This window comes from Nocardia sp. NPDC051981, assembly GCF_040680715.1.
In the GTDB taxonomy this organism is placed as follows: Bacteria; Actinomycetota; Actinomycetes; order Mycobacteriales; family Mycobacteriaceae; genus Nocardia.
Window position 1 is genome coordinate 1 of the sequence record NZ_JBFAXK010000009.1, and the last position, 12456, is coordinate 12456.

The following is a 12456-nucleotide window of genomic DNA, read 5'->3' on the forward strand; positions in this document are numbered from 1 at the left end:
ACAGCCACCAATCCCTGTGCTCCGCAAGCGATCCGGCGCACACCACGACTGTTCAACTTCATTCTTCGAACTCCTGCTCGCGACCTGGCAACTCCTGGTCGTGAGGAACGGTAATCCCGCCCGGTTGTGAATCGAAGACGTTTCCAAAACCTGGTGTGCCCCGAATCCCTTGGGCAACGGGATTCTGATCATCGGGGATATTCGTCGCGAGCACGCTATTCAGGCGGGCTCATGGAGTTGCAACGCTTCCGGTTTCACGTGGATACCCTCAGCGAGGTCCGCCCGGGCAGATTCCGTTGGCATTGCAGGAGTCCGTCGCGCGGGGCAAGAGCTGCCCGAGCAGGGAGGCGAGTGATGACGAACCGCTCGAACTCCCCGCGTTGGCGGTGGGTGTGCTATCCGCGACGACGTTGACCCCGGGCGCCGATGCGGGGGTGCCGGCGTAGGCGGGGCTCGAGGCTGTGGCGAGGGCCGCCGTGAGCGCGAAGAGAGCGAGTCCGGTTCGGGCGGTGCGACTATGCAAGATCATGCAGCGAAGACTAAGTGAACCAAACGTGTTTCGAATCAACTCCGGCGACCCCAATATCCGGGGCAACCCGTGACTGGGCCGGGTCCGTTCCGATGAGCGCCCGGCGAGCGGAACAACAGGGAGTTGACCTGCGGGTAGCGGTCTACCTCGCACATAGCTGCCGAGGCGACGAAACCACCGGACACACTATTCTTCCGCGTACCGTGCTGACCGAACCGGCCGGCACGACCCTCTCTGAATGCATGCGTGGCTGTCGTTTTGGGGGCCCCAGCACCACATTCCAACGGGCGCCGAAAAGTGCGACTCGCAGCGGTAGATGCGGTGTTGTCGCACCCTCAGGTGGCGCGCCGGCCGCCGGAACCTGGTGTGGTGCAGAACGTCCGCTACTGCCGAATGCCGGATGGAGTGTTGTACCCGAGGATGGCCTCATGGGGGCTTTGCGGATGCGTGGTCAGGCAGGTTAGTCGGCGGCGAGGAACCTATCGTCTCCGTCGAGGCATGGATTGACGAAGCGGTCAGCTCAGGTCGAGGACAGCTTTGCCGTGAAGTCGGCGCGACAGCAACGCCTCGGTCGCTTGCCCCACCTGGTTCCAGTTTCCCCGCCACGCGATACCCGCGTCCAGGCTTCCGGCCGCGACCTGGCCGGCGAGCCAGCTCATATCCGGGCCCAGGTTCGTGCATGCAAACAGGAAGAATGTGGTGATCGAACGGTCGTGGCGGCCTTGATCGCCGAAGAATGCCCCGAACTCGAATGTCTCGCCCTGTCCTGCCGAGTGGCCGACTGCGACCACCGTGCCACCCTCGGCTAGCCGCTGGTAAGCGTCCACCAGCTGGCTTCCTCCGACGAGATCCACCACTCCGTCAACCAGATTCGGCAACTCGGCCGGGCTGGACACGACCTCGGCCGCCCCCGATGCCCGGAGGGCCTCACCGTGTCGGACGGGGTCTCCGGTGGTGGCGAGGACGTGCGCGCCGCCGAGTTTCGCGAGCTGGACAGCGAAACGACCGACTCCGCCGCTCGCGCCCGTGATCAACACCCGCCGGCCCAGGATCGGGCCGAGCCGATGCAGCGCCCGCAGCGCGGTGGCACCCGCGATCGGAACGGTGCTCACTGCGCCCAGGTCCGCACCATCCGGGACGACGCCAAGCAAGTCGGTGTCCACCGCACGCAATTGCGCCCACGCCCCGGCCGTCCCGAGCGTGACCACGGAGGTGCCGACCGCCGGACCTGAACCATCGGCGGCAGCGCGTTCGACGATCCCGGCCGCGTCCCAGCCCAGTACCTGTCCGTCGGGGGCATTGGCCAGTGCGAACCGGACCTCACCGTAGTTGAGCGAGGTCGCGGTGACCCGTATGAGTGCCTGATTCGGGGCCGGTTGCGGGTCGGGCACCTCCCCGACCCGCAAACCCGACTGCACAGAATGATCGACAACCAGTGCGCGCATACGTGGACGCCTTTCGAGACAGCACAAACATGTGGTCGTTCACCGCCAAGGCCGACGGCGACGACAATGTGCCACTCAGTGGCAAATGCTGTCAAGTAGCGATAGCTTCCTGGCGGCAGTATTCCGATACCCTGGCGGCCATGTCTGACGCTGTGATCGATCAGTTGCCGCTGCGCGAACGCAAGAAGCTGCGCACCCGGCAGGCACTGATCGACACCGCACTGGAGATGTTCGGTGATAGGGGTTTCGACCACGTCACCCTTGATGCCCTCTGCGATGCCGTCGAGGTGTCCAAACGCACCTTCTTCCGCAATTTCACCAGCAAGGAAGACGTCGCCATGGCACCCCTGCAGGACCTGTGGACAGCCTTCCTGACCGAACTGGCTGCTTGTGACACCGATTCCGGGACACTGCTGCAGACCCTGCAGCACACGCTGCTGACCGCCCTCGATCACACAGCCGTGGACGGCTGGGCAGAGCGTGCGGTGCGCAGCCATCGTCTCGCCCGCGCCACTTCCGCCATGGCGGCGCACAACCTGCAGTTCTGCGACCGCACCGTTGGTGAAGCCCTGGCGATCCTCGACCTACGCTTCGAGCTCGACCTGCCCGCCGATCAGCGTCCCCGCCTTGCTCTCGATATCCTCATCGCCGCCTTCCACAGCGCTCTCGACGCCTGGAGCAACCACCCTCGGCCAGACATCTCAACCTTGGCAATCCAACTGCGTAACACGTTCTCCTGCGTGCCCCAAGCGCTGATCATGACGGCGACGCCACGGCATGCCGACTGAGCACCACAAGACGGCTCAGCCGAAGAAATCGAGCAGGAAGGGCGCGAGTAGTTCGGGCTGGTTCAGGATTTCGTGATCAGCACCGGGTAGCACTACCCGGCGTGCGCCGGGGAGGGCGGCGGCCAAGGCCTGGTTCGCGGTCTGGATCCGAGGCCACGTCTGATCGCCGTTGACGACCAGCGGCGGGACAGTGATCGCGGCGTAGCGGTCGGATTGCAGACGCATCTGAGGACCTTCACCGGCGCGGCCTGACACACCCGGCGAGAAGCAACGCACGATAATGCCGCTACCCGCGCGGTTCGAGCCGGCCGGCCGGGGATGTGGGAGATCAACTGGGACTGCCGATCCGGGGCCCGCAGTGCGCGCTATTGCCGAGTTTCGGGCCACCGGTGCAATCCCGCACAATCCGCTGTAGAACAGCGATTTTCCGCCAATTCCTCAGCTGTAGGGCACGTTCGGAACGGTGGGTTGGCCGTTCATGCCCGCATGGCAGCGCGCTCTGCTGGTGCATCCTGCGCTGACCGAGCCCGCCGGTGCGCTGCAGCCGAAAATCAACGGGCACTGGGTCTTCGACGTCGACGGAACTCCGGTTACTGCCGAATGCAGCATTTCTTCGATCGCCGGACCTCCTTCTACCGCGTCTGTCGAGTGGATTGGTCGAGGCAGGATGTGAGAGCGGCCTCGACACTCATTGCAACCGTAGTTCAGAGCGGCGTGATCACCTGTCGGATCGGCAAGCCTTGGCGCCGCGCGAGAATGATCCCCCCGAGCTTGCTCTCGGCTGAGGTGAGAGTTCTGGATGCCTCGACGACGAAACCGGCATCCTCTAGCCACGCACGCATTTGGCTGTGCTGGCGACGATGGACACAGAGGTTCATTTGGTGCCCGCCGTAGCCATGGGTCATCAACTGCGACTCGGCTCCGACGTGGAAGCCCAAGGCGAAGCCGAGATCGACTGCGCCACAGTTGATCCTGTCCAACTCGGGCTGTTGGTATCCGGGGGTCGTCCCTGACTGCCGAGTACCTGTGCACCACAGGTGACGGTTGCGTCCGCGTAGAGCCGATCTCCAATCGTTCGTACCCTGGCAGGCACAGACGCTAGCGAGGGTGTCCGTGCACTATGCAGAATCATCGTATTCCGCACCATTGCTCGCAGCTCCTGACCGAACCGGCCGGCGCGGGGTGGTCGGCGGGCGGAATCTGTTGCGCCGCAGAGTATCCGCTACTGACGCGAACTCGCCATGAGGCCGCGTAGTGCCTTGTTCGAACCGGCCACGCAGCATCGGAAGAGAACGGACTGAGGCCATCTCGGGCTGCTGACTCCACAGAACTTCCTGCGGTGCCGAGCTGCGCCCGAATTGGACCTCAGGCCCGACCGTCAGAGGCTGGTCGACACCGTCGCGAACTCGCCGGCGCGCGCCAGGGCGATGTCCTCGTCGACCTCGTGCCGGGTCAGGCGCCGGCCGCTGGGGCCGAGGCCGAATCCGGCCAGTAGTGCCGCCACCGCGAAGAAGGCCGCGCCGGTGAAGAAGGCGATGCGGTAGGCGCCTTCGGCGGGCAGGGCCACCACCGCACCGTTGGGCAGGGCGTGGCGCAGGGTGTCGCTGGTGAGGATCGTGACGACCAGCGCGCTGCCGATGGCGCCGCCGACGGTGCGCATGATCGAGTTGATCGAGTTGGCGATTCCGGTCTCGTGCGGTGCGACATTGGCGACCAGCAAGGCGGGCATGGCGGCGTAGGCGATCGCGATCGCGGCATTCGCGACGACCAGTGCGACAACGACTTCCGCGCTTGTCGCGTGGAGCAACGCCAGGGCGGTGAGAGCACACAGGCCGATGACGCTGGCGAGCAGCAGAACAAAGCGCGGGCCGATCCGCCCGACCAGACGCCCGGCGAGCGGACCCATCACCACCGACACCACGGCGCCCGGCAGCATGAAGGCCACACTCGTGCGCAGCACCGAGGCGTCGAAACCGAAACCCGCCAGCGCCCGCGGCGTCGCCACGAAATAGGTCGCCCCCAGGAACACGCTGAACATCGCGAAACCGACGCAGAAACTGGCCAGGTTGGTCACCGCGACCGGCCGATGCGCCAGCAGCGAGGTCGCCACCAGCGGCTCACGCAGCTTGGACTGCAGCAGCAGGAACCCGGCCAGCACGATCGCCGCGGCCACGAACAGCCCGATCACTCTCGCGCTGCCCCAACCCCATTCGTGTCCCTGCGAGATCGGCAGCAACAGGCAGACCAGACCGGTGCCGAGGACCGCGGCACCCACATAATCGACGCGGCCGCCCTGCCCCGCGCGGCGCGGCAATGTCACGAACGCCAGCACCAGCACCACTGCCGTCAGCACGACGCACAGCCAGAAGATGCGGCGGTAGTCCGCACCGCCCTGTGTCAGCAGACCCGTCGCCACCAGCGCAACACCGCTGCCCACGCCCAGGGTCGACGCGGTGATGGCCAACGCCCCGGTCAGGCGCTCGGCAGGAAGTTCGTGGCGCAGCACGCTGATCGCCAGCGGGAACAGGCCGAAACTGGCTCCCTGCAGGGCCCGTCCGACGATGAGCAGATCGATGCTGTGCGCCGACGCGGCGAGCAGGCTGCCGGCCAGCGTGACCACGAGCGTCGACAGCACGACCGGTTTGTGCCCGTAGACATCACCCAGTCGCCCGAGCAGCGGCGTCAGCGCCGAGGCGGCCAGCATCGTCGCCGTCGTCACCCATCCGACGGTCGTCGCCGAGACGCCGAGCTGCAGACCGATCTGCGGCAGCGCGGGCACAGGCAGCGTTTGAGCCATGGCCAGCAGAAACACGGTGCTGGCCATGGTCAGCACGATCGCGGTCGGCGATGAGGCACGCCGGAGCTCGAGCGTTGAGGTCATTGCTGGCACGCTACGCTGGAATCGACATAGTGTCGATTATGATAGACGCCACGTCGATTACCGGAATGTAAATCGCTTTAGGGTGGGGTCATGGTGCAGAAGGGCGGAGACGGAGTGAACCGGACCCAAGACACGACCGAAGGTCTCCGCCGCCGCGGCACCATGTCCAAAGGTGATCAGCGCGAGGCTCAGATCCTCCAGGCGACCCGCCACCTGCTGACGAAGAAGCCGATGGCCAACCTGACCGTCGACGACATCACCAACGCGACCGGCATCTCACGCACCAGCTTCTACTTCTATTTCCCCTCCAAGCAGGCGGTCTTCGCTCGCCTCATGGAGGACGTGAGCGACCGCTACGCGCAAACCCACGTCTGGCTGCCGTCCACCGGCCCGCAGCGCGAGCTCCTGCGCACCCAGCTCAGCGGAGCGGCCGAGATCTGGCACGACAACAGCGCGATCCTCGTCTGCTCGCTCGAGGGCTACGACAGCAGCTACCCCCCGCTGACCGAGTTCATCGCCGGCATCCAGGCACGATTCACCACTGGGCTCGCGGCCAAGATCGACCGCGACCGTGCGGCCGGGCTCGCTCCCGAGGGGATCGACTCGGCAACGCTCGCGGGCCTGGTCGCGCTCATGCGCGACGGGCGGCTCTCCCAGTTGTCCGCAGCGCCCCAGGATGACATGCCCGGCAGCATCGACGACCTCGCCGAGGCGATTCTGCGCCTGATCTACGGCCGACTCGATTGACATCGCCATGCGGTGCCCGGGCGTGACCAGGATCGGCGGCTGATTCGCGAATCTGTCGCGCTGAAGATTGGGGCCGGAACCGCTGAGCGAGAAGGCCGTTGGACAGTGCCGAGCCGGATCGACGCCGGATGTGAATGGGCCGTCGGCCGGACTCCGCCCATTGCTCGCAGCTCATCGGCATCCCCCTGACGCTTCGTTCGACTCATCCCGGAGGAACTCGGACCGGGTTTGTCGCTGGATGGAACCGGACCGGGTCGGCGGTTTTCCGGAGGGCCGCGCAACCCCTTCGGTGCTGCGCGGCCGGGGACTCGGGCGCTCAGTTGTAGGACTTGGCGACGCCGTCGAGAAGGTGTTCGAGGGTGTCGTAGTCGGGTGGACTGACCTGGTTAACCAGGTTCACGTCGACCGGGACCTGGTGGGCGGCCGTGGTATTCGTGAACAGGGTCACGTCGGTGGGTCGGAAGCCGTGTTCGGCGGCCAGGCGCTGCAGGTCGGGGTCGGTGGTGAGGAGCTTGCCGATCCGGTCGCCCTTGTCGTCGAGGGGGACCACGGTGTGCTGGGACATGACCGTCGGCCTGGGGTACATCAGGACCATGTCGGGCTTGAGCTGGTTGTGCACGGCCGCGTCGACGTACTGGGCCTCGTAGATCCAGGCCATGGGGACCGTGCCCATGCCGTTCGACAGGTAGTCCTTGAAGGGGCCGTCGCTGCTGGACTCGGTGAAGCCCTGCCGGGTGAACAGGCGCGAAACGCGGGACACCGCAAAGTCTTCCGCCTTGGCACCGCGCACAATGGTGTTGTCGTTGGCGACGTAGGCGGTCACCGCCAGGTACATGGCCGCCGAGTTGGAGGTGCGCGGATCGGTCGTGGAGACCAGCACGTTCTTGGGCACCGAATAGGTCGAATTGCCCTCCAGCTGGTTCCACTGGACGCCCTTCTCGGCCAGCACCAGATACTTCTCGACGTCGAAAGTCGTTGTCGCGCCCGGCTGCACGATCCCGGCCTGGGTCAGCAGGTCGGCGATCGGCTTGAAGGTGGCGATGACCATGGGGGAGGAGAACGGCACGTACTTGCCCGTCACTCCGCTCTTGCGCTGAACCAGCTCCGCGGCGGCCGAGCTGGACGGGAAGGCGAAGTCGTACTTGCCCAGATCCACCGAGGTGGCGATCTGCCGGGACCCCGCGGGCTCCACGTCCACCTTGAACCCGCGCTTGGCCAAGGCGTCGGCCACCTTCGGATCGTCGAAGAACGCCGACTTCTCCGAGCCGGCCACGCCGTGCACGGTGGTCAGGGCCGGCGCGGCGGTGGTTCCCGACGTCGAATTTGGTTGCCGCACAGCCATGATCACCGCGAACGCCAGCACCACCACGACACCCGCCGCGACCACGCTCAGTGCCCGCTTGTTCTCGACCAGCCGAGCCGAAACGAATCGCCCTGCGACAGCGGCGAATACGCTCGTGGTCTCCGCCGGATGCCCATCCGGCGAACCCTCCTCGCCGACTGCCGCCTTGGTCAGATCCACCTCCGTGGCGGCATTCATGGACCGCTTCGGATCCAATTCCCGCCGCGCAATCCGCTCGACGAGAATCGGTACGAACTCGCGCACCGAATGCCCCTCGAACCGCTTGCGCACCGCCCCCACCACGGCCTCGACCCGCTCTGCCGGATGCGCCTCGCCATAGTCCTCGACCAGGCGATTCGTCACCTCCCGCAGTGCCTTCTCTTCCCGCGCAGCATCGACCGCCACAGCATCTCCTCGACCTCACACCGAATTCCGTTGCACGGCAAGAAAAATGCGAAGGAGCCGCGCCGACCGGACCCTATGCCGCCAGAGTGCCCACATGTGATCGCCAATGCAAACGTCAAGTGCGCCTTCGGCGAATTCCTGGTGACCGCTCGGTCAGAACTCGAGCTCAGCCCAAGGGATGTGGATGGGGAAAGGATGCTCGGAGAGGATCTCGGTCGACGTGTCCGGTTCCCACTCGCCCGCCAGGAAGTAGTTTGCGGGATGGAGCGGGGCCACTCCGGGCGGGAGTTGGCCGTGACTCAACTCGAGAACGTAGGCGCGAACGCTTTCGATGCCGCCCAGGTCCTGCACCAGGGAGACTTCCCAGTACCAGGGGATACCCGCACCTGCGTAGCGGGCCTTCTTCGCCTCGATAACGCGCGGGGTGTTCGAAGGTGACAGTACTTCGCCGGCGATCAGCACGTTTGCTGCGCGGATATCTTGATTGCGCTGCGCGAGATAGTGGTAGACGAGAAAGTCGGGTGTGCTGATGGTCAGCTGGGCCACGCCGCATCCATACGACCCGACCTTCCCACAGCTCGATTTCTCCGGCGATCTCATCCGGTAACCGCTCGAGGTCCTCCCAGGTCATGAAATCCGGGAGGTTCGGACGATCGACATCCGGGGTCGGCATACCCGCAATGCTTCCGAGACCAACCGTAGGATCGGTCCGCCGCTCGCCACTTCTCATTGATCCCCCTGACGGTCTTGTCCCGAGGAGGATTCGATGCGGTTACCGCGGCGGATTGCCGTGGATGGTGGTTCAGGCCTGACCGGGAAACGCGACCGTTGTGGGATTCGTGCCCAGGATCGACTGCCAAGTGGCAAGGCGGACAGCGCATTCGGTGAGAGCCTCGATGCCGGTGCGGCGGACATCCGGGTTGTCGGCTCGTTCGACTACCGCGCGCCAGGCCGCTGCAGTGTCGGATTCGACGGTGACGGCGAGCTTGGCGGCAGGGATCGGATCGTTCACGGGGAACGGGGCCGTGTAGGCGGCCGCGGGCTCGGGAACCGTTGCGCCACCGGACTTCAGCGTGTCGATGGTGGCGTCGCGGCGGGCGCGGTGGGCTGCTGTGAACTCGGCGACGAGTTTGTCGCGGTCGTGATTGGCGTAGGCCGCGATCACGCCGTAGGCGTAGACAGCGGCGTACTCGGCGCTCAACGCATCGATGAGTGCCTGCTGGTCGGTTGTGGTCATGCCAGGAGAACCCCCGCGTGGGTAGCGCACGATGCGCTGATCGAAGAGAGGAGACCGGCGCGGTAGCCGGAGAGCTGGGCCGACAGGTCGGCCGCCGAGCGCTGGGACTGCTGGAGCTGGGTGCGCAGGACGGCGACGCCCGGGGGCGGCACGGGCGCGGTCGGGGTGACCGGCGGGGTGCGGCGGCTGGGGGTGCTGCCGTCGCCGTAAACACCTATGGCGCGGTCGATTTCGGTGCGCAGGGCAACGGCGTGCGCGGTGCGCTGGGTGGCGATGGTCTGCAGCGCGCCGGCCTTGTCGGGAGAGGTCGCGATGGCGGCGGTCGCGGCGGCCGCGTCGGTACGGGCCGAGGTCTCCTGCGCGATCAGCGGATCCGGAGCCGCAGGGGTGTCGTTCCTGGTGCAGGCGGCCAGCGCGCTCACCGCCGCCACCGCCAGCGCGCCGCCACCGGCCAGTCGCATCGCGCTGCGGCGGTTCAGGGCGGGGAGGGGAGGTTCGGGGGTGGGGGAGGACCCGGTTCGGTCCGGCGGGACCGTGAGACCGACGACATCGGCCGGAAGGCCGCTCTGACTGCTGGGCACGGCATACATGGTGCCAGCCGTCGCGGACAGCTTGCTGCGTGAGGGCCGTCGGATAGGCTGTGATCTGGAACGACGGGGAACCGTCATGGGCGCGTCGTGCTGGACACGCCGTCAGCACCACAGCGCCGACCATGCCGAAATCGAGCGAGTTGGCTGGTCCTTTACACTCTTTCCGCGCGTTACGCTAGACCTTCGGCACGGCATTTCGCCGAATCCTCCCTCCCGAGGGCGGAGACGGGTCTGCCGACCGTGCCCGACCAGTATCGATATCGACAACTCAACCCGTGACAACTGAACCAGGAGCCGCCCCACATGCCGATGCCGACCGAGGAAAGGGTGAGCCAGCTAGTTGCTGAGCTCGTCGAACGCCGAGGACTCGACCTCGAAGGCGTCGCGATTTCGGCTGCCGGTACAGCGCAGGCCAAGCTCAAGGTCACCGTCGACAGCGACGAATCCCCCGACCTGGACGTGGTCGCGGAACTCAGCTCGGAGATCTCGCAGACCCTCGACGACGCCGGTGACTTCGGCGAGACCGCCTACCTGCTCGAGATCACCACCCCCGGCATCGACCGGCCCCTCACCTCCCTGCGCCACTGGCGGCGCGCCCAGGGTCGCAAGGTGAAGATCGTGCTGCGCCCCGGCGCCGAATCACCGGAGGAGAAGGGCAAGACCACGTTCGAGGCCCGCGTCGGCGTCGTCACCGAGACCGACGTCGCCCTGGTCCTCGGCGGCAAGCGGAAGCCACACCGGGTGACGGTGCCGCTCGCCGATATCCAATCCGCCGTCGTGCAGGTGGAATTCAGTCCACCCGGCGTGGCCGAACTGGAACTCGCAGGGGGAGTAGCGCCGGGCCGTCCCCAGCCCGGTGCGCAGGAGGGATCCGAAAACGAAGCAGCAGAGTCCGATTCACAGACCGAAGGGATCGTGGAATGAACATCGAAATCGAAGCCCTGCGCGCGATTGTCGCCGACAAGGGGATCTCGATGGAGACGGTGATCTCCGCGATCGAGTCCGCCTTGCTCACCGCCTACCGGCACACCGAGGGCCACCAGCCCAACGCCCGCATCGACATCAACCAGAAGACCGGTGTCGTGCGCGTGATGGCCCGCGAGCTCGACACCGACGGCAACGTCATCTCCGAATGGGACGACACCCCCGAAGGTTTCGGCCGCATCGCCGCCACCACCGCCCGCCAGGTCGTGCTGCAGCGGCTGCGCGACGCCGAGAACGAGAAGTCCTTCGGCGAGTTCTCCACCCACGAGGGTGACATCGTCGGCGGCGTGGTGCAGCGCGACGCCCGCATGAACGCCCGCGGCACCGTCGTGGTTCGCATCGGCTCGGAAGCCCATGGCGCGGAAGGCGTCATCCCGCCCGCCGAGCAGGTGCCGGGCGAGACCTACGAGCACGGCGACCGCATCAAGTGTTACGTGGTCGGCGTCTCTCGCGGCCCGCGCGGTCCGCAGATCACCCTCTCGCGCACCCACCCCAACCTGGTGCGCCGCCTGTTCGCGCTGGAGGTCCCCGAGATCGCCGACGGCTCGGTGGAGATCGTGGCCGTGGCCCGCGAGGCCGGGCACCGCTCCAAGATCGCCGTGCGTTCGACGGTCCCCGGCGTCAATGCCAAGGGCGCCTGCATCGGCCCGATGGGCCAGCGCGTGCGCAATGTGATGAGCGAGCTGGCCGGCGAGAAGATCGACATCATCGACTACGCCGAGGACCCGGCCACCTTCGTCGGGAATGCGCTGTCGCCGTCGAAAGTTGTATCCGTCACCATCGTGGACCCCGAGGCCCGCGCCGCGCGGGTGGTGGTTCCGGACTTCCAGCTCTCCCTCGCCATCGGCAAGGAGGGGCAGAACGCCCGCCTGGCGGCCCGGCTCACCGGCTGGCGCATCGACATTCGTTCCGATGCGGCGCCCGAGGTCCAGGGTGGTGTGCGTCCCGCGGCGGCGGCCGGCGGTGGCGAGGCCCACCGGGGTTGATCTTGCCGGATCCATCCGGCCCCGTCGGTCCCGAGATTTGTGAAACAGACCCCTGGGATGACAGGTTGGTAACTTCCAAGGGGTACGGATGCGGAGATCGGGACGTGACAGCGGTAGAGTGGACGCAGGCTCAGCGCGAGTCTTCGGCTTCTCTGCGCGCCGAGCGGGTGTCAGCAAGATCGGCACCCGTCCGGACCTGCATCGGATGTCGCAGACGCGAGCTGGCCGCCGATCTGATGCGGGTCGTGGCGCAAGGGTCTGCCTCCGGGCAGGACGTTGCGGTCATTCCGGATCCGCGGCACAGACTTCCCGGAAGGGGTGCCTGGTTGCACCCCTCTTCGGCTTGTCTGAGCCAAGCAGTTCGGCGCCGAGCATTCGGCAGAGCACTACGAGTGTCCGGACATCTGGATATCTCAGCCCTGGAGCATTACGTAGAGAACAGGCACGAGCACTCATGAGCAAACCGTGAAGTCCCAGAAATGATCGGCCTTCGAAATTAGTCGAGGTCGTGCGCGCGTCCCG

14 protein-coding genes are annotated in these 12456 nt (G+C 66.4%); 6 read left to right on the plus strand and 8 right to left on the minus strand.

Annotated elements, in window-relative coordinates; translation table 11 throughout:
* Window positions 1-1044: 1044 nt before the first annotated feature.
* Window positions 1045-1974 (minus strand): zinc-binding dehydrogenase, encoded by a 930-nt coding sequence (locus tag AB0L60_RS17750; RefSeq protein WP_364614613.1) that lies wholly within the window; start codon window positions 1972-1974, stop codon window positions 1045-1047.
* 140 nt (window positions 1975-2114) lie between these two features.
* Between AB0L60_RS17750 and AB0L60_RS17755 the strand changes: the two genes are divergently transcribed.
* Window positions 2115-2762, plus strand: coding sequence for a TetR/AcrR family transcriptional regulator (locus AB0L60_RS17755; protein ID WP_364614616.1), 648 nt, complete (start codon window positions 2115-2117; stop codon window positions 2760-2762).
* Between the two features lie 15 nt (window positions 2763-2777).
* Here AB0L60_RS17755 and AB0L60_RS17760 read toward each other — a convergent pair whose 3' ends face one another.
* Window positions 2778-2987, minus strand: coding sequence for a hypothetical protein (locus AB0L60_RS17760; RefSeq protein WP_364614619.1), 210 nt, complete (start codon window positions 2985-2987; stop codon window positions 2778-2780).
* A 253-nt stretch (window positions 2988-3240) separates the two neighbouring features.
* Here AB0L60_RS17760 and AB0L60_RS17765 point away from each other — a divergent pair, with 253 nt between their 5' ends.
* Entirely contained in the window at window positions 3241-3435 is a 195-nt protein-coding gene (locus AB0L60_RS17765) for a hypothetical protein (protein ID WP_364614622.1), read from the plus strand.
* Between the two features lie 31 nt (window positions 3436-3466).
* On the opposite strand, the gene AB0L60_RS17770 is transcribed toward AB0L60_RS17765, so the two are convergent.
* Together AB0L60_RS17770 and AB0L60_RS17775 are read right to left on the minus strand one after the other, a co-directional pair.
* Window positions 3467-3742 carry a hypothetical protein gene (locus AB0L60_RS17770; RefSeq protein WP_364614625.1) on the minus strand — a complete coding sequence of 92 codons (276 nt, stop codon included), beginning with the start codon at window positions 3740-3742 and terminating at the stop codon, window positions 3467-3469.
* A gap of 398 nt (window positions 3743-4140) precedes the next feature.
* The gene (locus tag AB0L60_RS17775; protein ID WP_364614628.1) at window positions 4141-5643 is read right to left on the minus strand and encodes an MFS transporter; all 1503 of its coding nucleotides are present in this window, start codon (window positions 5641-5643) and stop codon (window positions 4141-4143) included.
* A 114-nt stretch (window positions 5644-5757) separates the two neighbouring features.
* On the opposite strand from AB0L60_RS17775, the gene AB0L60_RS17780 reads away from it, so the two are divergent.
* Window positions 5758-6390 carry a TetR/AcrR family transcriptional regulator gene (locus AB0L60_RS17780; protein ID WP_364614631.1) on the plus strand — a complete coding sequence of 211 codons (633 nt, stop codon included), beginning with the start codon at window positions 5758-5760 and terminating at the stop codon, window positions 6388-6390.
* A 316-nt stretch (window positions 6391-6706) separates the two neighbouring features.
* On the opposite strand, the gene AB0L60_RS17785 is transcribed toward AB0L60_RS17780, so the two are convergent.
* The 4 genes from AB0L60_RS17785 to AB0L60_RS17800 all read right to left on the minus strand — a co-directional run bounded on the left by AB0L60_RS17785 (window position 6707) and on the right by AB0L60_RS17800 (window position 9955).
* Window positions 6707-8137: a three-helix bundle dimerization domain-containing protein gene (locus AB0L60_RS17785; protein ID WP_364614634.1), complete on the minus strand. Its 1431-nt coding sequence runs from the start codon at window positions 8135-8137 to the stop codon at window positions 6707-6709.
* 153 nt (window positions 8138-8290) lie between these two features.
* Window positions 8291-8683 carry a hypothetical protein gene (locus tag AB0L60_RS17790; protein ID WP_364614637.1) on the minus strand — a complete coding sequence of 131 codons (393 nt, stop codon included), beginning with the start codon at window positions 8681-8683 and terminating at the stop codon, window positions 8291-8293.
* Window positions 8684-8939: 256 nt separating this feature from the next.
* Window positions 8940-9374 carry a ferritin-like domain-containing protein gene (locus AB0L60_RS17795; RefSeq protein WP_364614640.1) on the minus strand — a complete coding sequence of 145 codons (435 nt, stop codon included), beginning with the start codon at window positions 9372-9374 and terminating at the stop codon, window positions 8940-8942.
* Window positions 9371-9955, minus strand: coding sequence for a hypothetical protein (locus AB0L60_RS17800; RefSeq protein WP_364614643.1), 585 nt, complete (start codon window positions 9953-9955; stop codon window positions 9371-9373). Before AB0L60_RS17800 ends, AB0L60_RS17795 begins: the two co-directional genes overlap by 4 nt.
* A 318-nt stretch (window positions 9956-10273) precedes the next feature.
* On the opposite strand from AB0L60_RS17800, the gene rimP reads away from it, so the two are divergent.
* The 3 genes from rimP to AB0L60_RS17815 all read left to right on the plus strand — a co-directional run bounded on the left by rimP (window position 10274) and on the right by AB0L60_RS17815 (window position 12392).
* On the plus strand, window positions 10274-10888 hold the full coding sequence (rimP, locus tag AB0L60_RS17805; protein WP_364615226.1) for a ribosome maturation factor RimP: 615 nt from the start codon (window positions 10274-10276) through the stop codon (window positions 10886-10888).
* Window positions 10885-11934 carry a transcription termination factor NusA gene (gene nusA / locus AB0L60_RS17810; protein WP_364614646.1) on the plus strand — a complete coding sequence of 350 codons (1050 nt, stop codon included), beginning with the start codon at window positions 10885-10887 and terminating at the stop codon, window positions 11932-11934. Before rimP ends, nusA begins: the two co-directional genes overlap by 4 nt.
* Before the next feature lie 152 nt (window positions 11935-12086).
* Window positions 12087-12392 carry a YlxR family protein gene (locus AB0L60_RS17815; RefSeq protein WP_364615229.1) on the plus strand — a complete coding sequence of 102 codons (306 nt, stop codon included), beginning with the start codon at window positions 12087-12089 and terminating at the stop codon, window positions 12390-12392.
* Window positions 12393-12456 lie beyond the last annotated feature (64 nt).

Bases quoted from the DNA above. Each gene is read 5' to 3' on its own strand.
- AB0L60_RS17765 (WP_364614622.1), top strand. From the start codon at position 3,241: ATGCCCGCATGGCAGCGCGCTCTGCTGGTGCATCCTGCGCTGACCGAG.
- rimP (WP_364615226.1), top strand. From the start codon at position 10,274: ATGCCGACCGAGGAAAGGGTGAGCCAGCTAGTTGCTGAGCTCGTCGAA.
- AB0L60_RS17775 (WP_364614628.1), bottom strand. From the start codon at position 5,643: ATGACCTCAACGCTCGAGCTCCGGCGTGCCTCATCGCCGACCGCGATC.
- nusA (WP_364614646.1), top strand. From the start codon at position 10,885: ATGAACATCGAAATCGAAGCCCTGCGCGCGATTGTCGCCGACAAGGGG.
- AB0L60_RS17755 (WP_364614616.1), top strand. From the start codon at position 2,115: ATGTCTGACGCTGTGATCGATCAGTTGCCGCTGCGCGAACGCAAGAAG.
- AB0L60_RS17750 (WP_364614613.1), bottom strand. From the start codon at position 1,974: ATGCGCGCACTGGTTGTCGATCATTCTGTGCAGTCGGGTTTGCGGGTC.
- AB0L60_RS17760 (WP_364614619.1), bottom strand. From the start codon at position 2,987: ATGCGTCTGCAATCCGACCGCTACGCCGCGATCACTGTCCCGCCGCTG.
- AB0L60_RS17795 (WP_364614640.1), bottom strand. From the start codon at position 9,374: ATGACCACAACCGACCAGCAGGCACTCATCGATGCGTTGAGCGCCGAG.